We start from the raw sequence: 19,201 nt of genomic DNA, 5'->3' as shown, positions 1-19,201 counted from the left end.
GCTCAGTCGTCGAAGGAGGTGACGCAGTGGTCGTCGCCGCCCGGGACCGACGACATCACCTCGACGCTCGTCTCGCCGTAGAGGCTGCCGAGCATGCCCTTCACCATGCCGCGGTCCACCGCGCAGATGACCGGGTGCTCCACGGCGGCCTCGCCGAACGGGCAGTGCTCAGTCACGATCCGCAGCGCGCCGCCCTCCTTCTCGGCGTGGGCGGCGAAGCCGTGGGCGGAGAGGGCATCGGCGACCGCGTGCAGCGCCGAGCGGAACGAGCGCGTCGTCTGGTCGCCCATGGCGGCGGCCATGGTCCGTCCGTACTGCTCGCCGACCTCCTCGGCGAGCTTCGACGCCCGCTCCGGCCCGAGCTCGTTGAGCGCGCGGCCGAGCAGCTCGATCAGGACGTCGTCCTGGCGGACCGGCACGTCGAGCATGACCTCGTCGCTCGCGGTGCGGTACCGCTTCGAGGGCCGCCCGGCCCCACCCGCGCCCCGCACGGTCGTGATCTCGAGGTACCCGCCGGCGGCCAGCTTGTCGAGGTGGTGGCGGGCGACGTTGGCGTGGAGGGCGAACTGCTCGGCGACCTCGGAGGCCGTGACGCCCTCGGCGTTGGAGTGCGCGAAGAGGTAGATCTCCCGACGGGTCGGGTCGCCGAAGGCCGAGGTGATGGCGGTGACGGCCGACGCGAACTCGGTGGGGCTCATGGCTGCCACGGCCCCAGCGTACCGGCGGGCCCGTCCTGCGGCCCGGCGGGGCCCGGTGCGCCCGTCGTGTCCGTCGGGGGTGCGCCCGTCGGCGAGACTCGGCGCATGTCGGAACACGAGGAGCCGTCCGCCGCCGCACCGGAGATCCGCACGCCCGCCGTGCCGGCGGTGAACCGCCCCGAGGTGGTCGCCGAGGTCACCGAAGCGTTCGAGCGCTACGAGCGGGCGCTCGTCGCGAACGACGTCGACGTCCTCGTCGAGCTGTTCTGGAACTCCGATCTGACCAACCGGTTCGGCATCGACGAGTCGCACCGCGGCCACGGTGCGATCTCGGCCTACCGCCGCGAGCAGGCCGTGGCCACCCCGCCCCGGGACCTCCGCGGGACGGTGGTCACCACGTTCGGCGACGACGTCGCCGTGGTCGACACGGAGTTCCTGCCGCACGGATCCGCCGCCGTCGGCCGCCAGTCCCAGACCTGGATCCGCACCGCGGACGGGTGGCGGGTCGCCAGCGCGCACGTGTCCTGGCTCTCGGGTCGCGGCCCGGCCTGACGCGCCCCGGGGCCCGCCGGGCCGCGCCATCGCGGTCTCGGCGCGCCCGAGGTCGGCCGCCGGGGACCGTGTGATCGTTCGTTCACGCGACGGAAACCGTCGGGACCATCCACCGAAACGGGTCATCCGTACTGTCCCCGGCGTGTGTACAGCGCTGCATACAGACCTGCATACGGCGGGGCGGTGACGCGGTGACCGACGCCGTCCTGTCGGGGGCCACGCGCGCCGACCACGCGTATGCGGAGCTGAAGCGCCGGCTGCTCGCCGGCGAGTTCCCGCTGAACGTGCGCCTGGGCGAGGAGCGGTTGGCGGCGCTGGCCGGCGTGTCCCGCACGCCGATCCGGGAGGCGCTGCTGCGGCTCTCGGCCGAGGGCCTCGTCACCCGCTGGAGCGACGGCGGGTTCCGCCCCGTCGCCCCCGACGTCTCGATGGTGCGCCACACCTACGAGGCCCGGGCGCTGCTCGAGCGCTCGTGCCTGCAGCTGCCCGCCACCCACGGCACCACCCACGACCGCGCGGTGCTCGAGGACCTCCTCGCCGACTGGCAGGCGCTCGCCGAGGAGGCCGACCACGAGCCGGATCCCGGCTTCGTCACCCACGACGAGGACTTCCACCTCGGGCTGGCCGAGGCGGCCGGCAACCCGGTCGTTGTCGACCTGCTCCGCCAGGTCAACGACCGCATCCGCCTGGTGCGCATGCAGGACTTCCTCGTCCCCGGTCGCATCGACACGACGATCGACGAGCACCTGGCGATCATCCAGGCGCTCCTCGCAGGGGCGCCCGACCGGGCCGAGGCGCTCTTCACGCAGCACATCGGCACCTCGATCGCGGTGGTCGAGGACCGGGTCGCCCGGGCGATCACCCGGATGGCGACGGGAACGGAGGAGCAGTGACGACCGAGCTCGGACCACCACAGGCCGGCGTGCCCCGTCTCGAGGTGCGGGGGCTGACCAAGCGCTTCGGCGACCTCGTCGCCAACGACGCCGTCGACCTCGAGATCGCCGTCGGCGAGGTGCACGCCCTCCTCGGGGAGAACGGCGCCGGCAAGTCGACGTTGATGAAGATGATCTACGGCACCTACCAACCGACGGCGGGCGAGATCGCCGTCGACGGGACCGTGATCGACATCAGCTCGCCGGCCGTCGGCCGGGAGGCGGGCATCGGCATGGTCTTCCAGGACCTCCGTCTGATCCCTGCGTTCACGGTCACCGAGAACATCGCCCTGGCGCTGCCGCTCCACGGGCCGACGTTCTCCCGCAAGGAGCTGGCGGCCCGGATCTCGGCGGCGTCGGAGCGCTACGGCCTGCAGGTCGACCCCAAGGCGCTCGTCCGGCACCTGTCGATCGGCGAGCGCCAGCGGGTCGAGATCCTCAAGGTGCTGCTGGCCGGCGCCCGGCTGGTCATCCTCGACGAGCCGACCAGCGTGCTCGCGCCGCAGGAGGTCGAGGCGCTGTTCGGCGCGGTCGACTCGCTGCGGGCCGACGGCCTGTCGATCGTCATCATCACCCACAAGCTCGCCGAGGCCCGCTCGATCGCCGACCGGGTGTCGGTGCTCCGGGGCGGGAAGATGGTGCTGCAGGGCGCCGACCACCGGACCCTCGACGACGCCGAGCTCATCGAGCACATGGTCGGCGTGGCGGTCGCCCCGCTGGCGAGCGAGCGGGTCGCCGTCGACGACCGGGCGGCGCGGGTGCTCGACGTCCAGGACGTCGTGGCCAAGGGCGACGACGGCGGCATCGCGCTCGACGGGGTGACCGTCGACGTGAGGGCCGGCGAGCTCGTCGGCGTCGCCGGCATCGCCGGCAACGGCCAGCGCGAGCTCTACGAGGTGGCGCTCGGCCTCCGGTCCGTCGAGCAGGGCACGGTCGTGATGTCGGGCGAGCCGCTCACCCGCCACAGCGTCACCGACGCCATGGCCCACGGCGCGACCGGTGTCCCCGAGGACCCGATCACCGACGCCGTCGTCCCGGGCCTGACCGTCGCCGAGCACGTGGCGCTCGACGACCTCGGCGCCTTCCGCTCCGGGGTGGGCATCGACTGGGACGCGGTCGAGATCCGCCTCGACGAGCTGGCCGCCGGCACCGGGCTCGAGCTCGCAGCCGGGAGCCGCGTCGTGGCCGACCTGTCCGGCGGCAACATCCAACGGGTGATGCTCGCCCGGGCGCTCGGGGCGCCCCGGTCGCTCGTCGTCGCGGCGTACCCGTGCCGGGGCCTCGACATCGCCAAGACGCGGCGCACCCAGGAGCTGCTGCTCGAGCACCGGGCTGCGGGCGCAGGGGTGCTGCTCATCTCCGAGGACCTGGACGAGCTGCTCGAGCTGTCGGACCGGATCGTGGTCCTGAACGCCGGGAAGGTCGTCGGCGTCCTCGACCCCGCCGAGACGGACCGCTACGAGATCGGAGCCCTCATGATCCAGAGCGAGTCGGTGCCCGTCGGCGCCGGCGTCGGCGAGGGGAGCGCGTCGTGACCGCCGCACAGCTCGCCCCGCCCGACGGCACCTCCCGAGGCCGGGAGCGGGCCGACACCTTCCTCCGGTGGCTGGTCGCCATCGTCGGCGCCTTCGTGGTGTTCGGTGCCGTGATCTGGTCGAAGGGCGTCAGCCCGATCGAGGCCTACTCGGAGATGTTCCAGTCGCTGACCCGGACCAAGTCCGTCTACGAGGTCCTCATCAAGGCGACGCCGATCATCCTGGCGGCGCTCGCCGTGGCCGTGCCCGCCCGCGCGGGGCTCACCAACGTGGGCGGCGAGGGCCAGCTCGTCCTCGGGGGCATCGCCGCGGCCGGCGTGGTCAACATGCTCGGCGGCGGCACGCCGATGGCGATCCTGCTCCCGGCGATGCTGATCGGCGCCGCCATCGCCGGTGCGCTCTGGGCCGGCATCGCCGGCGTGCTGCGGGAGCAGCTGCGCATCAACGAGGCCGTCACCACGCTGCTGCTCAACTACCTCGCGATCGACCTGATGAGCTTCCTCATCTACGACGCCTGGAAGGACCCGAACGGCTCCGGCCAGCCCCAGAGCGTCGAGCTGCCGGTGAACGCACGGCTGCCGCTCATCGGGACGACGACGCTGCACATGGGCTTCATCATCGCCCTGGTCGCCGTCGGCGTGGTGTGGGCGGTCCTGCGCTACACGACGTGGGGCTTCCGGCTCCGGGTGGTCGGCGGCAACCCCGAGGCGGCCCGCCGGGCGGGCTACCGGGTCGGCGCGCTCATGCTCGGCGCCATGCTCGTCGGCGGCGCCCTCGCCGGCATCGGCGGCTTCACGCAGATCGCCGGCGCCGAGTTCAAGCTCCGGGGCGGCTTCCTCTTCCAGTACGGCTACATCGCCTTCCTCGCCAGCTGGCTGGCCCGGCACCACCCCGTGCGGGTGGTGATCTCGTCGATCGTGCTCGCTGCGCTCACCGTCGCCGGCGACAGCCTGCAGATCGACTCGGGCCTGCCGGCGGCGTCGGTGAACGTCCTGATGGCCTGCGTGCTCCTCGCCGTCTTCGGATGGACCGGCAAGGGCAAGGGCTTCCTCTTCCTCAAGCCGCCGGCCGACGCGACCGCGGCGCCACCGGAGCCGAGCGCCGAGCCCGGCGCGGCGCTCGACGGCGCCCCGCCCGCCGTCGACCTGCCCGACGCCGTACCCGACGGCGCGCCCGACGTCGTCGACGTGACCGACCGCACCGACACCACCGTCACCGAGGGGAGCCCGTCGTGAACCTGCTCACCGAGATCTTCAGCGGCGGGGTCCGCGGCTCCACCTCGATCGCCTACGCGGCGCTCGGCGAGACGATCTCCGAGCGGGCCGGCGTGGTCAACCTCGGCACCGAGGGCTGCATGCTCGCCGGTGCCTGCGCCGGCTACGCGGTGGCCGCCCAGTCGGGCAGCCCGTGGCTCGGCGCGATCGGCGGCGCCGTCGCGGGCGGCCTGCTCTCGCTGGTCGTCGCCTTCTTCGTCCTGTCCCGGGGAGCGAACCAGCTCGCGACCGGCCTCGTCGTCCTGTTCCTCGCGCTCGGGCTCACGTCGCTGTTCGGCGTCGCCTACGTGAGCCAGACGATCACGCCGTTCGAGATCGTCGACCTGCCGCTGCTCGGGTCCATCCCCTTCGTCGGCGAGGTGTTCTTCCAGCAGGACCCGCTGACCTACCTCGTGTACCTGCTCGTGCCGGCCACGTGGTGGCTGCTGTTCCGCAGCCGCTGGGGCCTCCTGCTCCGCGGCGTCGGCGAGCGCACCGAGGTGCTCGCCACCTACGGCCACCGGGTGTTGCCCGTGCAGTACGCGGGCGTGGTGCTCGGCGGCGTGCTCGCCGGGATCGGCGGCGCCCAGCTGTCGACGGCCTACGCGAACGCCTGGTTCGAGAACATGATCCAGGGGCGAGGCTTCATCGCCGTCGCGGTCGTGATCTTCGCCAACCGCCGGCCCGTCCCCGTCTGGGCCGGCTCGTTCCTCTTCGGCACCGCCCTCGCCCTCTCGCCGGCCCTGCAGTCCCGGGGCTACTCGGTCAACCAGTTCGCCCTGCACGCCATCCCGTACGCCACGACGATCCTGGCGCTGATGGTCCTGGCCAAGCGCCAGGCCGAGGACACGCCCGAAGGCCTGCGGAAGGTCTTCGACCTGTCGCCCGTGTCCTGAGCCCACCCGATCCCGAACCCCGGAACCTCGACCCCGCCGGCCCGCCGGCGCTCATCGATCCCCGCCGGCCCGCCGGCGCTCATTGACCCCCGCCGGCCCGCCGGCGCTCATTGACCCCCGCCGGCCCGCCGGCGCTCATTGAAAGGACAGCCATGCCCACAGGAACGACACGGTCGACCCGACCGCAACGGAGGCGGAACCCCAGGCGCTCGATGGCGCTGCTGGCCGTCGCGGCGCTCGGAGCGATCGCGCTCCTCACCGCGGCGTGCTCCAGCAACGACGGCGGCACCAGCTCGGCCGACGCCGACTCGGGCTCGAGCTCGGCGCCCGGCAAGGACAGCGAAGCCGTCGGCTTCATCATGGTCGGCCCCAAGGACGACTTCGGCTACAACCAGGCCGTCTACGAGGCGTCCCAGGCGGTCAAGGAGGCGAACCCCGACCTCGAGGTGCTCACGGCCGAGAACGTGCCGGAGACCGACGAGGCGGCCCGGGTCATGCAGGGGATGATCGACAAGGGCGCCAAGATCATCTTCGCCACGAGCTACGGGCACCTCGACGCCGCCAAGAGCGTGGCCGCCGACAACCCCGACGTCGTGGTCGTCCACCAGGGCGGCTTCGTCGAGGGTGAGATGCCGAAGAACCTCGGCACCTACTTCGGCACCGTGTGGGAGCCCGTGTACCTGGCCGGCATCCTGGCCGGAAAGGCCACGACGTCGGACAAGCTCGGCTACGTCTACGCCTTCCCGATCCCGCAGACGGTGGCGAACATCAACGCCTTCCAGCTCGGTGCGGCCTCGGTCAACCCCGACGTGAAGACCTACGTGGTGAACACGTCGAGCTGGTGCGACCCGGCGGCGCAGGCGCAGGCGGCCGAGAGCCTCCTCGGCCAGGGCGCCGACGTGCTGACCCAGCACCAGGACTGCACGGCGACGATCACCAAGGCGGCCGAGACCGCCGGCAAGTTCGTGGTCGGCTACCACGCCGATGCGTCCGAGCTGGCGCCCAAGGGCTGGCTCGGCGGTTCGGAGTGGGACTGGGACGACCTCTACTCCGACATCGTCAAGGTGGCGCTTGCCGGCGACTTCACCGGCTCGAAGTACAACGCCAACTACCGGGTCGGCTACCAGGACGGCAACAACCCGTTCGTGAAGTCGGAGTTCGGCCCGTCGGTGACCGACGAGACGAAGGCGCTGGTCGACGAGGCGGAGCAGAAGCTGGCCTCGGGCGAGCTGAACCCCTTCGCCGGTCCGCTGACGTCGAACACCGGCGAGGAGATGGTGCCGGCCGGCAAGCAGCCGACCTACGCCGAGGTCGAGGAGATGAACTCGGCCTTCGTCGAGGGCGTCGTCGGCGAGATGCCGTCGATGTGACCGCCGGGTCCCCGGTCCCGCCGACACCGGCGGGACCGGGGACCGCCGGACCGAGGAGCCCGCGCCCATGGACGCAGCCACATGACCACCATCCCGTCCACCGAGCCCTACCCCTGGCCCTGGGACGGCGCGTTCGACCCCACCCGGCTCGCGCTCGTCGTCACCGGCGTGCAGCGGGCCCACGCCGAGGCATCGCTCGACGTGCCGACCGCGATCGACCGGATCGAGGAGCTGTCGGGTGCGGTCCGGCGGTCGGGCGGCATCGTCTGCCACGTCCGCCACACCTCGCCCGCGGCGCGGCCGCGTCCGCTCCTGCCCGAGGTGGGCATGGAGGCCTGGGCGCCGGTGCTGCGCCCCGGTCCCGAGGACGTGCTCGTGTCGGCCGCCGGCCACGACGGGTTCTTCGGCAGCTCGCTCGACCAGGAGCTCCGGTCCCGGCGCCGGGACCTGCTGGTCGTGGTCGGGCTCGCCGCCGAGGTGACCGTGTCCTGCACGGTCCGCAGCGCGAACGACCGCGGCTACGAGTGCCTGACCCCGATCGACGTGTCGGCCCCGCTCGACCCGTGGACGTCCGAGCACGAGCTGCACTCGGTGACGATGTCGGGCGGGATCTTCGGGGCCATCGGCCCGGTGGCCCCGCTCCTCGAGTCGCTCCAGCAGCACCGATCGGCGGCTCCCGCCGCCGCCTCCGCGCCGAGCAGGCCGGAGCCGTCCCCCGACCACGAACCAGCACTCGAGGAGTCCGCATGACCGGCGCCCAGAAGACGACCGTCGACGCCGAGCCGTACGCCTGGCCCTACGACGGCGTCATCGATCCCGCACGAACGGCGATCATCAACATCGACTGGCAGACCGACTTCTGCGGTCCCGGCGGCTACGTCGACCGGATGGGCTACGACCTGTCGCTCACGCGGGCCGGGCTGGGCCCGACCGCCAAGGTCCTCGACGCCGTGCGCGACGCCGGCTGGCTGGTGGTCCACACTCGCGAGGGCCATCGCCCCGACCTGTCGGACTGCCCGCCCAACAAGCTGTGGCGGTCCAAGCAGATCGGCGCCGGCATCGGTGACGAGGGCGGCTGCGGGCGCATCCTCGTGCACGGCGAGCCCGGCTGGGACATCGTCCCCGAGGTGTACCCCCTCGAGGGAGAGCCGATCATCGACAAGCCCGGCAAGGGCGCGTTCTACGCCACCGACCTCGACCTGGTCCTGCGCACGCACGGCATCACCCACATCGTGCTGACCGGCATCACGACCGACGTGTGCGTCCACACGACGATGCGCGAGGCCAACGACCGCGGCTACGAGTGCCTGCTCCTGACCGACTGCACCGGCGCGACCGACGTGGGCAACTACGAGTCGGCGCTGAAGATGGTCACGATGCAGGGCGGCGTCTTCGGGGCGATCGCCCCGTCCTCGGCGCTGCTGGAGGCCATCGGATCGTGACGTCCACCGACGGGCCCGGGACCCGGCCGCGTGGCAGCGTGGCCCGGTCCTCGTTCATCGACGCGCGCTCGGTGCTGGCCGCGCACCCTCCGGGCCGGCGCCGGCGCGTCCCGTTCGACTACGACCCGCCGCCCGCCGCGGACCTCGGCGGTCGCCCGGCGCCGAGGCGGCCGGCGTCGGCGGCCGGCGTGTCGCCCGACGCAGCCGGCCCGCTGCACGACGCGGTGCGGGCGCTGCGCGCCGGGATGACCAGCTCGGTCGAGCTGCTGCAGCGCTCCGTCGACGCGGTGGCGGCCCGCAACGAGGAGCTGGTCGGCGTCGTCGCCATGGACGTCCACGCCGCGCTCGCCGAGGCGGCGGCGCTCGACCTCGAGGCAGCCGAGGGCGTGTGGCGCGGTCCGCTGCACGGCGTGCCGATCACCGTGAAGGACGTGATCGACGTCGCCGGCCTGCCCACGCGCTGCGGCTCCGACGCGTACCTCGACCACCCCGAGCGCGACGCGGTCGCCGTGGCTCGGGCGCGGTCCGGCGGCGCGGTGCCGTTCGCGAAGGTCGCCACGCACGAGTTCGCGCTCGGCGTGACGTCGCCGCAGAGCCGCAACCCCCGGGACCCGTCGCGCATCCCCGGGGGCTCGAGCGGGGGATCCGCGGTCGCGGTGGCGACCGGCATGGGGCTGGCGTCGATCGGCACCGACACCCGGGCGTCGATCCGGATCCCGTCGGCCCTGTCGGGCGCGGTCGGGCTGAAGCCCACGTACGGCCGGGTGCCCACCGAGGGCATCGTCAGCCTGGCGTGGACGATGGACCACGCCGGCGTGATCGCCGCGTCGGTCGCCGACGCGGCGCTGGTGCTGGACGAGCTGCTCGGCGGCGGTCGGAGGTTGGCGGCGGTGAGCCCACTCGGCACTGCGAGCGGCGACGGCGGGCTGCGCATCGGGGTGGTCGGCGCGGGCTTCGACGGTGCCGACCCGGCGCTGCAGGGCGTGGTCGAGGGCGCGATCGGCGCCCTCGGCTCGGTCCCGGCCGTGGCCGTGGGCCTCGCCTTGCGCCCGACGGCCGACGACCTGGAGCTCGCCAACGCGGCGGGCCTGGTGGTCAGCCGGGTCGAGGCGGCGGCCGCCCACCGGACGCTCGGGCTCGACCGGACCCGCTACTGGGAGGAGGTGGCCGACCAGCTCGACAGCGCGGACGAGGTGACCGGGATCGACTACCTCGACGCCCAGCGCGTGCGGGCCGAGCTGGCCGAGCGGCTGCTCGACCAGTTCCGGGACCACGACGTCCTGGCCATGCCGACGTCGCCGGTCGTCGCGCCCCCGGCCGACGACTTCGCCCGGTTCCTGATGGTCCTGTCGCGCAACGCGATCCCGTGGAGCTTCGTCGGCTTCCCGGCGCTGTCGGTCCCGTGCGGGACGGTGGACGGGCTGCCGGTCGGCCTGCAGCTCGTCGCCCCGCCCGACCGGGAGGACCTGCTGGTCTCGGCCGGCACGGCGCTCGAGCGCGCGCTCGGCACCTGAGGCGCACCGGCGGGGGCGAGGAGGCGCCGGATGGCACGCCGGGGCGGCTTGCCGTCGGCGGCGTCGTGCAGGGAAGCTCAGCGCATGGCCCCCACCTCTGACGCCGTCATCGATGCGCTGCGCCCCGTCCAGGACCCCGAGCTGCACCGCTCGATCGTCGACCTGGACATGGTGCGCGGCGTGCAGGTCGACGGCGGGACGGTGGCCCTGACCATCGCCCTCACCACGCCCGGCTGCCCCCTCAAGAACGAGATCGAGCGGCGCGCCACCGAGGCCGTCACCGCGCTCGACGGCGTCGACCGCGTCGCCCTCGAGTTCACCTCGATGACCGACGAGGAGCGGGCCGTCCTCCGCCAGAAGCTGCACGGCGACCCGGCGTCGACCGCGGGTTCGCAGCCGACCCACGGCCACTCGGAGGGGCGCGCCATCCCGTTCGCCGACCCGTCGTCGAAGACGCGCGTCCTCCTCGTGGCGTCGGGCAAGGGTGGCGTCGGCAAGTCGTCGGTGACCACCAACCTCGCGATCTCGCTGGCGGCACGGGGGAAGTCGGTCGCCATCGTCGACGCCGACGTCTGGGGCTTCTCTGTCCCGCGGATGCTCGGCATCGAGCGCCCCCCGGTGCTGATCGACCAGATGATCATCCCGCCCGAGGCCCACGGCGTCCGGCTGATCTCGATGGGCTTCTTCGTCGAGGAGGACCAGCCGGTCATCTGGCGGGGCCCCATGCTCCACAAGGCGCTCGAGCAGTTCCTCACCGACGTGTACTGGGACGAGCCCGACTACCTGGTCGTCGACCTCCCGCCGGGCACGGGCGACGTGTCGATCTCGCTGTCGCAGTACCTGCCGCGCGCCGAGCTGTACGTGGTGACCACGCCGCAGCCGGCGGCGCAGACGGTGGCGCAGCGCGCCGCCTTCATGGCCGAGAAGGTCCGCCTCGACCTCAAGGGCGTGATCGAGAACATGTCGTGGTTCACCGGCGACGACGGGAAGCGATACGAGATCTTCGGCAGCGGCGGCGGCCAGGCGTTGGCCGACAAGGTCCAGGTGCCGCTGCTCGGACAGATCCCGCTGGTCCCCGCCCTCCGCGAGGGCGGCGACACCGGTACGCCGATCACGGTCGCCGAGCCCGACTCGGAGGCCGCGAAGGAGTTCGCGGCGATCGCCGAGCGGGTCGACGTCGAGCTGGCGCCGACCCGGCGCTTCAACGCCGAGCTCAAGATCCTCTGATCGCGCACCGAACACGATCGGCATGAGGACGAGGAAGGCCGTGGGTCGGTCGCGCCGCGGTGCCGTCGCCGCGCTGGCGGTCGCCGCGGCCGTGCTGGCCGTGGCGGGCTGCGGCGACGGGACGCCCGACGGCGTCGAGCTCACCAGCGGGCCGAGGGCCGCCGTCCCTGGGGGAGCGGACCGCATCGCCCCCGCGACGACGTCGACGACCACGGCGCCGCCGGCACCCGCCAGCCCCGGGGCCGCCGCCGCGCTCCGGGCCGCGCTCGAGCGGTCGCGCTCGCAGCCCACCGTGCGGACGACGCTGACGATGGAGATGCCCGACCCCGTCGGCTCGATCGTCACCGAGTCGTCCGGGACCTCCGACGGCCGCGTGCAGACCGGGGTCACCGAGGTGCCGGGAGCGGGCCAGGTGCCGTTCCGGATCGTCGACGGGACGATGTACTACGCGTTCCCCGGACTTCCGGCCGGCACGGCGTGGGTGTCGCTCGACAGCGATCAGTTCGAGGCCATGACCGGCATGGACCTCCAGGCGCTCGTGGAGCAGCAGGACCCGTTCGGCCCGCTCCAGGACCTGTCCTTCCTGGACGGGGCGCGAGAGGTGGGCGCCGGCACCGTGGACGGCCGGCCCGCCACGGAGTACGAGGTGGACGCGGAGCTGGCCGAGCTGTTCGACCGCGTCGCCGGTGCCGGCGTGCTGAGCGGCACGGCGGCGGCCGACGCGACCCGGGCGTTCGGTCCGACGACGACGCTGCACTACTGGGTCGACGACACCGGGCTGCTGGTGCACCAGCGCTACGAGCTCGACATCGTCGCCGCCGCGGCGGGGTTCGACGTGTCCATGATCGGCGAGTCGATCGGCTACGACGTCGTGTTCGACCGCTACGGGGAGCCGATCGACGTCACCGCGCCCGATCCGGCGACCGTGATGTCGTTCGACGAGTTCCGCGCCGAGCGGGACTGATCTCGCACCGACGGCGCCGCTCGGTCACGCCCGGCGGTGCCGATCGGCACCACCCCGCGCGGCGGCGCGCCCATCGACCTGTTCGCCGTCGCGGAACTGCCCGGTCCGCAGCACCGTCCCGTCCTTGCGGTACCAGCGCCACGTCCCGTGGGGCTCGCCGGACCTCATCGGCCCCTCGGCCTTGAGCTGCCCGTCGGCGAAGTACTCGCGGCGCACGCCGTCGGTGACGGCGCCGAGCTCGGCGATCCGGAGCTTCACGAGCGTGCGCACGAGGCCGACGGGCAGCGGCCGGTCGACGGGGAACTGCAGTCCGCCCTTCGAGGTCCGGTAGCCGTCGACCGCGTCGCCCGCCGTGGTGAGCACGGTGCTCGAGAAGGGGAAGTAGCCGCAGTGGTGCTTGGCCGAGGCGAAGCCGGCGACGCCCTGCCCGTCGAGCGCGAACGCGGGCATGCCGTACTTGATGCACTCCTCGGCACCGGGGAGGACGCGGCGAAGGGTCGTCCGGAGCGCCGCCAGCGTGCTGCGCTGCGGCTCGGGCACGCCGGCCAGGTACTCGTCCACGAGCGCGGATCCTGCGGAGGCGTCGGCCATCCGCGGACGGTACCCCGGGCGGCGGTGGCGGGCCGTCTCGGAGTGGTCAAATCTGACTAGCCTCGCGGCATGACCCCGGTGCGGCTCCTGGTGCTCGGCCTCATGCGCGTCGCCCAGCCCGTGCACGGCTACGTCGTCCGGCGCGAGCTCATGACGTGGCACCTGGGCGACTGGGCGAACGTCCAGCCCGGCTCCATCTACTCCGCCATCTCGACGCTCGAGAAGGACGGCCTGATCGAGGCGGTCGCCGACGACGCCGGCGAGGGGCCGCGGGGGCCGGGTCGGCCGAAGCGGCGCTACCGGGTGACCGGCGAGGGGGAGAAGGAGTTCCAGACCGGGCTGCGGGAGGCGTGGTGGAAGGTCGAGCACGGCAGCGAGCCCTTGATCCCTGCGCTCTGCCTCATGCCCTTCGCCTCCCGGCGCGAGCTGATCGCGGCGATGGGAGCCCGGATCTCGCAGCTCGAGGGAGAGGTGCAGCAGCTCCGGTTCCAGCGGGAATCGATCCGGGAGGGCGCCACCGGCGAGGACGGCGAGATCCCCGACCACGTGCGCGAGATCCTCGACTTCACCTCCAGTCGGCTCGACGCGGAGATCGACTGGAGCCGTGGGTTCCGGCGGCGGCTGGAGGAGGGTCGGTACTGGTTCGCCGACGAGGAGCCGGAGGGCGAGGAGCACCCGGCGTCGCGGTGGCGGTACGAGCTCCAGAAGTAATCAAACTTGACTATGCGGAGACGGGCTGCGAGGCTCCGTCCCGTGTCCGACGTCGCCAGCGCCCAGAACCCATCGGTGATCTCCGTCCGGGGCCTCACCCACACCTTCAAGACCCGCACGGGTCCCGTCGAAGCGGTCAAGGGGATCGACTTCGACGTGCAGGAGGGCGAGATCCTCGGCCTCCTCGGCCCCAACGGCGCGGGCAAGACGACCACCCTCCGCATGCTCTGCACGCTGCTCGCGCCGACGGCGGGAGCGGCGATGGTGTCGGGCGTCGACGTCGCCCGGGACCCGCGGGAGGTGCGGCGGCGGATCGGCTACGTCGCGCAGATCGGCGCCGTCCCCGCGCCGGGCACGGTGGTGGGCGAGGAGCTGGTCGTGCAGGCCCGGCTCCAGGGCATCGGCAAGGCCGAGGCCCAGCAGCGGATGCTCGCCCTCCTCCCGTCGCTCAGCCTCGAGGGGTTCGAGAAGCGAGCGCTGTCCGAGATGTCGGGAGGCCAGCGTCGGCGGTTCGACGTTGCGCTCGGGCTCATGCACGACCCCAAGCTCGTGTTCCTCGACGAACCCACCACCGGCCTGGACCCGCAGAGCCGGGCCAACCTGTGGGACTACATCCGGTTCCTGCGGGAGGAGAAGGGCGTCACGATCGTCCTCACCACGCACTACCTGGACGAGGCCGACGCGCTGGCCGACCGCATCGTGGTGATGGACCACGGCTCGATCGTCGCCGACGACACGCCCGACGCGCTGAAGGCGCAGGTGTCGGGCGACGTGATCAGCGTGGCGGTGGAGGGCGACCTGCGGGCGGCCCAGCAGGTCGCCGACCAGGCGCTGCAGCCCCGCACGAGCGCCATCGAGGACGTCGGCGGGGAGGGCGAGCGGCTGGTCCTGACCGTCGATCGCGGCGACACCGCCGTGCCGGTGCTGCTGCGGGCGCTCGACGCCGCGTCGCTGCCCCTCACCGCGGTCGAGGTGCGGCGCCCGACGCTCGACGACGTCTTCCTCACGCTGACCGGCCGCTCCCTCCGCGAGGAGGACGCCGCATGACCGCGTCCACCCCGCCGACGACATCCCCACCCACGACCGCCCCGCCCACGACCACCCCACCCACGACCGCCCCGCCCGAACCCGTCAGGAGCCCATCGTGCTGACCGAGACCTGGGTCATCTTCGACCGACAGATGCGCAGCTTCATCCGGAACCCCGTCTGGGTGTTCTTCGGGCTGACGCAGCCGATCCTCTACCTCGTGCTGTTCGGCCCGCTGCTCGTCAACGTGAGCGGCGGCGGGCTGGGCGGCGACGAGTCGTGGCTGATCTTCGTGCCGGGGCTCCTGCTGCAGCTCGTGATCTTCGGCGCCGGCTTCGCCGGCTTCGGCATCATCCAGGAGCTGCGTGAAGGGGTCGTCGAGCGACAGCGCGTCACGCCGGCCCACCGGTCCTCGCTGATCATGGGCCGCGCCCTGTCGAACACGGTCACCGTCGGTGTGCAGGCCGTGATCCTGACCGTGGTGGCCATCCCCTTCGGGCTGGCGCCGTCGTGGCTCGGGGTCCTGGTGTCGATCCTGGCGGTGTGCGTGCTCGCCATGGGCCTCGCCTCGGCCAGCTACGCCATGGGGCTGATCCTCAAGGACGAGGACTCCTTCGCCCCGTTCGTGCAGGGCGTCTCGCTGCCGCTGCTGCTGCTGTCCGGCGTGTTCCTGCCGATGACGCTCGCGCCGGCGTGGCTCGAGAAGCTGTCCAAGGCGAACCCCCTGACCTACGTGCTCGACGGCACCCGTTCGCTGTTCGCCGGCGACTGGGGCGACAGCGCGGTGGTGTGGGGGCTGGTCGGCTCGGCCCTGGTGGCGATCGTGCTGACCTGGTGGAGCGCCCGGCGGTTCCAGCGCCTCTCCGGCTGACCCGTCGCGCCGGCTCTGTGATGCTCGATACGTCGATCCCGACGTATCGAGCATCACAGAACGGGTGGGGGGTCAGGACAGGTCGAGGTCCGGGTAGGCGCCGAGCCCGGGCGCGCCACCGGTGTGGACGAACACGACGCCGCTGCCGGCGCCGAAGCGCCGCTCGCCGGCCCAGGCGACGAGCGCTGCGGCGGCCTTGCCCGTGTAGACGGGGTCGAGGACGAGGGCCTCGGTGCGGGCGAAGGTGCGCATCGCGTCGAGCGTGCCCGGGTGGGGCAGCCCGTAGCCGTCGCCCAGGAACGAGTCGTCGAGGTGCACCGCGGTGCCGGGGAGCGGCGTCCGCCCGAGGAGCCCGGCGACGTCGGCGAGCAGCCCCTCGACGACCTCCCGGGTGCGGGGCTCGGGCTTGTAGACGCACACGCCGTGCACCTTGGCGAGCGACCCGGCGATCCGCAGGCCCGTGAGGAGCCCTGCGTAGGTGCCGCCGGTCGACACGGCGACCACGACGTCGCCGACGTGGCGGTCGAGCTCGAGGATCTGCTCGCCGAGCTCCATGCCCGCGGCGACGTACCCGAGCGTGCCGACGGCGTCGGAGCCGCCGGGCGGGATCCAGTGCGCGGTGCCGCCCCGGGCCGCGATCCGCTCGCTCACCCCGGCGACCGCCGCGGCGATCAGGTCGTCGTCGTTGTCCACCACGGTGACCGTGGCCCCGAAGAGGTGGTCGAGCGCGACGTTGCCGCCCCGGTCGAACGCCTCCCCGTGCCGCGGCACCGCCCGGGTGAGCACGAGCTCGCACCGCAGGCCGGCGACCACGCAGGCCGCCGCGGTCTGGCGGGCGTGGTTCGACTGCAGCGCCCCGAAGGTCACCACCGTGTCGCAGCTGTCGGCCCGCGCCCGCCCCAGCAGGTACTCCAGCTTGCGCACCTTGTTGCCGCCCAGGCCCAGGACGGTGAGGTCGTCGCGCTTGACGAGCACGTCGGGGCCGAGCTCGGCCGACAGGCGCGGCGCGGCCTGCAGGGGGGTCGGGGCCTCGAACAGGCGGACCCGGCGGAAGGCCGAGAGGACGGGGGACAGGAAGGGGTCGGCGGGCACGGCACGTGGCTACCACGCAGCGATGGGTCGGTAGGCTGGCCCCTGCGATGGGTCGACCCTCGACCCCGACCATCCGACCAGGAGCCCCACACGTGGACGTGCGCATCGGCGTGACCTACTCCCCCCGGGAGATCGACCTCCAGCTCGGCGACGACGTCGACCGCGACGCCCTGCGCGCGCAGGTCGACGAGGTGCTGGCGGACGAGAAGCTCGTGCTGTGGCTGACGGACCGCAAGGGCAACGAGATCGGTGTGCCGTCCGCCAAGATCGCCTACATCGAGATCGGCAGCGCGGCCGAGGGCCGTAGCTTCGGGTTCTCCACCTGATCGGTCCCGCTCCCGCCCGGCGCGGGAAGGGGGAGGTCACCCACCATGGCACGCACCACGCTCGGGCTGCTCGACCGGAAGCTGCTCTTCGTCACCGGCAAGGGTGGCGTCGGCAAGACGTCGGTCGCGTCGTCGATCGCGATGCTCGCCGCCTCGCGCGGGAAGCGGACGCTCGTGTGCGAGGTGGACGCCAAGGGCAACCTGGCCGACTTCCTCGGCGTCGGACCGCTGCGCTTCGAGCCGACCGAGGTCCGCAAGCGCCTCTTCGCGATGTCGATGGACACCGAGGCGTCGCTCAAGGAGTACATGCGGCTGAACCTGCGGCTGCCGCTGCTCGCCAAGATGGGCCCGCTCGCCCGCACGTTCGACTTCGTGGCCAACGCGGCGCCGGGCGTCAACGAGTTGCTGACGGTCGGCAAGTTCACCTGGGAGGTGCGCGAGCGCAACTACGACCTGGTCGTGGTCGACGCCTCGGCCACCGGCCACGTCGTCGGCCAGCTCGCCGCACCGGTGGCCATCAACGACCTGGTCAAGGTCGGCCTGGTCCGGTCCCAGACGGACTGGATGATCGACATCCTCACCGACGCCGAGACCACGGGCGTGGTCGTCGTCACGGTCCCCGAGGAGATGCCGGTCTCCGAGACGCTCGAGCTCATCGAACGCCTGCAGGGCGAGACCCACATCGACGTCGCGTCGGTGGTGGTGAACCGGGTGCTGCCCGAGCTGTTCGGCCGGTCCGAGGAGGAGATCTTCGACCGCCTGCGCAAGCCCGACGGCGTCGCGGTGCTCGAGGAGCGAGTGGGCGAGGGCGTGGAGCCGGTGCTCGACGGCGCCGAGCTCGCGGTCAGCCTCCGCCGCAGCCGGGTGCCGCACCTCGACCGGCTCCGCGCCGGCCTGCCCCCGGGCCTGCCCGTGCTCTACCTGCCGTTCCTGTTCCACCGCTCGCACGGCGTGCGCGCGACGGCGCGCATCGCCGAGGCGCTCGGCGAGGAGCTGGGGTTCTAATGGCCGCCCGCAACGACGCACCGAGCGCCGAGCACCTGGCCTCGATCGAGCAGCTCTGCTCCGCCAAGGAGGTCGTCGTCTCGACCGGTTCCGGGGGCGTGGGCAAGACCACCACGGCCGCAGCGATCGGGGCGACGGCCGCCACCCACCTCGGCGGGAAGGTGCTCGTCCTCACCGTCGACCCGGCCAAGCGGCTCGCCAGCGCGCTCGGCCTCGAGCGCTTCGGCAACGTCGAGACCCGCGTCCCCGACGAGGCGTTCGCCGCCTCGGGGACCCGCCCGGAGGGCGAGTTGTGGGCGGCCATGCTCGACACCAAGCAGAGCTGGGACGACCTGGTCCGGCTCCACGCGCCCGACGCCGCGACCCGCGACGCCATCCTCGTCAACCCGCTCTACCAGAACATCACCGGCAAGTTCGTCCAGAGCCACGACTACGTGGCCATGGAGCGCCTCTACGAGATCCACACCTCGGGCCGCTACGACCTCATCGTCGTCGACACGCCGCCGACCAGGAACGCCGTCGACTTCCTCGACGCACCCGAGCGCATGGCCGACTTCTTCTCGTCGCGCCTGCTCCGGTGGCTGATCACCCCGTACCGGTCGCGGCTGGTGAGCTTCGCCTCGAAGCCCTTCTACTCGGTGGCCGACCGGATCCTCGGGACGCAGTTCCTCGAGGACATCGCCGAGTTCTTCATGCTCTTCCAGACGATGTACGACGGCTTCGTCGAGCGGGCCCGGGCCGTGACGACGCTCCTCGGTGGCCCGCAGACGACGTTCATCGTCGTGTCGACGCTCGAGGTGGCCCCGGCCCGCGAGGCCGAGTTCTTCCTCAAGCTGCTCGGCGAGCGGGGGTACCACGTCGGCGCGCTGGTGCTGAACAAGGTGCTGCCCGAGCTCTTCCTCGACCGGGCCGCGACGTCGGTGGCGCGCACCCTGGCCCACCAGGGCCCCGAGGTCGCCGCGGAGGTCGGACCGGCCATCGGGCCGCCGGCCGACGACGCCGCCACGCTGGCGCGGGTGCTCGGCGAGGTGGGGGAGAGCTTCCTCAACTACCAGGTGGTGGCCCGGCGGGAGGCCGAGCAGCGCACCGAGCTCGCCGAGATCCCGAAGCTGACGGCGACGGTGCCGTACTTCGACGACGACATCCACTCCCTGGCCGGGCTGCTCCGCCTGGGCGAGCGGATCTGGAGCTGAGGG

General features: G+C 72.8%; 20 protein-coding genes. 17 read left to right on the top strand and 3 right to left on the bottom strand.

The window, feature by feature from the left end:
• Positions 1-2: 2 nt before the first annotated feature.
• On the bottom strand, positions 3-698 hold the full coding sequence (locus tag LH044_RS06970) for a helix-turn-helix transcriptional regulator (protein WP_227760077.1): 696 nt from the start codon (positions 696-698) through the stop codon (positions 3-5).
• Between the two features lie 105 nt (positions 699-803).
• Here LH044_RS06970 and hpxZ point away from each other — a divergent pair, with 105 nt between their 5' ends.
• From hpxZ to LH044_RS06915, 11 genes are all read left to right on the top strand, one after another.
• Positions 804-1,250, top strand: coding sequence for an oxalurate catabolism protein HpxZ (hpxZ, locus tag LH044_RS06965; RefSeq protein ID WP_227759077.1), 447 nt, complete (start codon positions 804-806; stop codon positions 1,248-1,250).
• Between the two features lie 191 nt (positions 1,251-1,441).
• The gene (locus tag LH044_RS06960) at positions 1,442-2,143 is read left to right on the top strand and encodes a GntR family transcriptional regulator (protein ID WP_227759076.1); all 702 of its coding nucleotides are present in this window, start codon (positions 1,442-1,444) and stop codon (positions 2,141-2,143) included.
• A 29-nt stretch (positions 2,144-2,172) separates the two neighbouring features.
• Positions 2,173-3,717 carry an ABC transporter ATP-binding protein gene (locus LH044_RS06955; protein WP_227759075.1) on the top strand — a complete coding sequence of 515 codons (1,545 nt, stop codon included), beginning with the start codon at positions 2,173-2,175 and terminating at the stop codon, positions 3,715-3,717.
• Positions 3,714-4,952, top strand: a complete 1,239-nt coding sequence (locus LH044_RS06950) for an ABC transporter permease (RefSeq protein WP_227759074.1) — start codon at positions 3,714-3,716, stop codon at positions 4,950-4,952. Before LH044_RS06955 ends, LH044_RS06950 begins: the two co-directional genes overlap by 4 nt.
• Positions 4,949-5,866, top strand: a complete 918-nt coding sequence (locus LH044_RS06945; protein ID WP_227759073.1) for an ABC transporter permease — start codon at positions 4,949-4,951, stop codon at positions 5,864-5,866. The genes LH044_RS06950 and LH044_RS06945 overlap by 4 nt, the downstream gene beginning before the upstream one ends.
• 212 nt (positions 5,867-6,078) lie before the next feature.
• The gene (locus LH044_RS06940; RefSeq protein ID WP_227759072.1) at positions 6,079-7,236 is read left to right on the top strand and encodes a BMP family ABC transporter substrate-binding protein; all 1,158 of its coding nucleotides are present in this window, start codon (positions 6,079-6,081) and stop codon (positions 7,234-7,236) included.
• Between the two features lie 81 nt (positions 7,237-7,317).
• Complete coding sequence (locus LH044_RS06935) at positions 7,318-7,986, top strand: cysteine hydrolase family protein (RefSeq protein ID WP_227759071.1); 669 nt, start codon at positions 7,318-7,320, stop codon at positions 7,984-7,986.
• Positions 7,983-8,678 (top strand): biuret amidohydrolase, encoded by a 696-nt coding sequence (gene biuH / locus LH044_RS06930; protein ID WP_227759070.1) that lies wholly within the window; start codon positions 7,983-7,985, stop codon positions 8,676-8,678. Before LH044_RS06935 ends, biuH begins: the two co-directional genes overlap by 4 nt.
• Positions 8,675-10,192 (top strand): amidase, encoded by a 1,518-nt coding sequence (locus tag LH044_RS06925; RefSeq protein WP_227759069.1) that lies wholly within the window; start codon positions 8,675-8,677, stop codon positions 10,190-10,192. Before biuH ends, LH044_RS06925 begins: the two co-directional genes overlap by 4 nt.
• Positions 10,193-10,276: 84 nt before the next feature.
• On the top strand, positions 10,277-11,419 hold the full coding sequence (locus tag LH044_RS06920; protein ID WP_227759068.1) for an Mrp/NBP35 family ATP-binding protein: 1,143 nt from the start codon (positions 10,277-10,279) through the stop codon (positions 11,417-11,419).
• Between the two features lie 22 nt (positions 11,420-11,441).
• A complete protein-coding gene (locus tag LH044_RS06915) occupies positions 11,442-12,383 on the top strand; it encodes an SCO4651 family lipoprotein (protein ID WP_227759067.1) in 942 nt (313 codons plus the stop codon).
• A gap of 24 nt (positions 12,384-12,407) precedes the next feature.
• Here the strand turns inward: LH044_RS06915 and LH044_RS06910 are convergent, their stop codons facing one another.
• Positions 12,408-12,974, bottom strand: a complete 567-nt coding sequence (locus LH044_RS06910) for a DUF1801 domain-containing protein (RefSeq protein WP_227759066.1) — start codon at positions 12,972-12,974, stop codon at positions 12,408-12,410.
• A 69-nt stretch (positions 12,975-13,043) separates the two neighbouring features.
• Between LH044_RS06910 and LH044_RS06905 the strand changes: the two genes are divergently transcribed.
• From LH044_RS06905 to LH044_RS06895, 3 genes are all read left to right on the top strand, one after another.
• Positions 13,044-13,685 carry a helix-turn-helix transcriptional regulator gene (locus tag LH044_RS06905; RefSeq protein WP_227759065.1) on the top strand — a complete coding sequence of 214 codons (642 nt, stop codon included), beginning with the start codon at positions 13,044-13,046 and terminating at the stop codon, positions 13,683-13,685.
• Positions 13,686-13,760: 75 nt separating this feature from the next.
• Positions 13,761-14,732: an ABC transporter ATP-binding protein gene (locus LH044_RS06900; protein WP_374210597.1), complete on the top strand. Its 972-nt coding sequence runs from the start codon at positions 13,761-13,763 to the stop codon at positions 14,730-14,732.
• A 97-nt stretch (positions 14,733-14,829) separates the two neighbouring features.
• Positions 14,830-15,582: an ABC transporter permease gene (locus tag LH044_RS06895; RefSeq protein WP_227759063.1), complete on the top strand. Its 753-nt coding sequence runs from the start codon at positions 14,830-14,832 to the stop codon at positions 15,580-15,582.
• 72 nt (positions 15,583-15,654) lie between these two features.
• On the opposite strand, the gene LH044_RS06890 is transcribed toward LH044_RS06895, so the two are convergent.
• Positions 15,655-16,674: a D-cysteine desulfhydrase family protein gene (locus tag LH044_RS06890; RefSeq protein ID WP_227759062.1), complete on the bottom strand. Its 1,020-nt coding sequence runs from the start codon at positions 16,672-16,674 to the stop codon at positions 15,655-15,657.
• 92 nt (positions 16,675-16,766) lie between these two features.
• Between LH044_RS06890 and LH044_RS06885 the strand changes: the two genes are divergently transcribed.
• The 3 genes from LH044_RS06885 to LH044_RS06875 are packed head-to-tail and all read left to right on the top strand — an operon-like array spanning position 16,767 to position 19,198.
• Positions 16,767-17,000, top strand: coding sequence for a DUF3107 domain-containing protein (locus LH044_RS06885; protein WP_227759061.1), 234 nt, complete (start codon positions 16,767-16,769; stop codon positions 16,998-17,000).
• Positions 17,001-17,045: 45 nt separating this feature from the next.
• Positions 17,046-18,005 (top strand): ArsA family ATPase, encoded by a 960-nt coding sequence (locus LH044_RS06880; RefSeq protein ID WP_227759060.1) that lies wholly within the window; start codon positions 17,046-17,048, stop codon positions 18,003-18,005.
• Positions 18,005-19,198 (top strand): ArsA family ATPase, encoded by a 1,194-nt coding sequence (locus LH044_RS06875; RefSeq protein ID WP_227759059.1) that lies wholly within the window; start codon positions 18,005-18,007, stop codon positions 19,196-19,198. Before LH044_RS06880 ends, LH044_RS06875 begins: the two co-directional genes overlap by 1 nt.
• Positions 19,199-19,201: the final 3 nt, after the last annotated feature.

It is taken from the genome of Dermatobacter hominis (genome assembly GCF_020715685.1).
Taxonomy (GTDB): Bacteria; Actinomycetota; Acidimicrobiia; order Acidimicrobiales; family Microtrichaceae; genus Dermatobacter; species Dermatobacter hominis.
The sequence above is the reverse complement of the archived record's forward strand: the minus strand, read 5'-3'. Positions and strand labels throughout refer to the sequence as shown.

Excerpts from the sequence above, each read along its gene's own strand:
- LH044_RS06910 (WP_227759066.1), bottom strand. The coding sequence starts at position 12,974 with ATGGCCGACGCCTCCGCAGGATCCGCGCTCGTGGACGAGTACCTGGCC.
- hpxZ (WP_227759077.1), top strand. The coding sequence starts at position 804 with ATGTCGGAACACGAGGAGCCGTCCGCCGCCGCACCGGAGATCCGCACG.
- LH044_RS06875 (WP_227759059.1), top strand. The coding sequence starts at position 18,005 with ATGGCCGCCCGCAACGACGCACCGAGCGCCGAGCACCTGGCCTCGATC.
- LH044_RS06920 (WP_227759068.1), top strand. The coding sequence starts at position 10,277 with ATGGCCCCCACCTCTGACGCCGTCATCGATGCGCTGCGCCCCGTCCAG.
- LH044_RS06940 (WP_227759072.1), top strand. The coding sequence starts at position 6,079 with ATGGCGCTGCTGGCCGTCGCGGCGCTCGGAGCGATCGCGCTCCTCACC.
- LH044_RS06935 (WP_227759071.1), top strand. The coding sequence starts at position 7,318 with ATGACCACCATCCCGTCCACCGAGCCCTACCCCTGGCCCTGGGACGGC.
- LH044_RS06915 (WP_227759067.1), top strand. The coding sequence starts at position 11,442 with ATGAGGACGAGGAAGGCCGTGGGTCGGTCGCGCCGCGGTGCCGTCGCC.
- LH044_RS06970 (WP_227760077.1), bottom strand. The coding sequence starts at position 698 with ATGAGCCCCACCGAGTTCGCGTCGGCCGTCACCGCCATCACCTCGGCC.
- biuH (WP_227759070.1), top strand. The coding sequence starts at position 7,983 with ATGACCGGCGCCCAGAAGACGACCGTCGACGCCGAGCCGTACGCCTGG.
- LH044_RS06905 (WP_227759065.1), top strand. The coding sequence starts at position 13,044 with ATGACCCCGGTGCGGCTCCTGGTGCTCGGCCTCATGCGCGTCGCCCAG.
- LH044_RS06880 (WP_227759060.1), top strand. The coding sequence starts at position 17,046 with ATGGCACGCACCACGCTCGGGCTGCTCGACCGGAAGCTGCTCTTCGTC.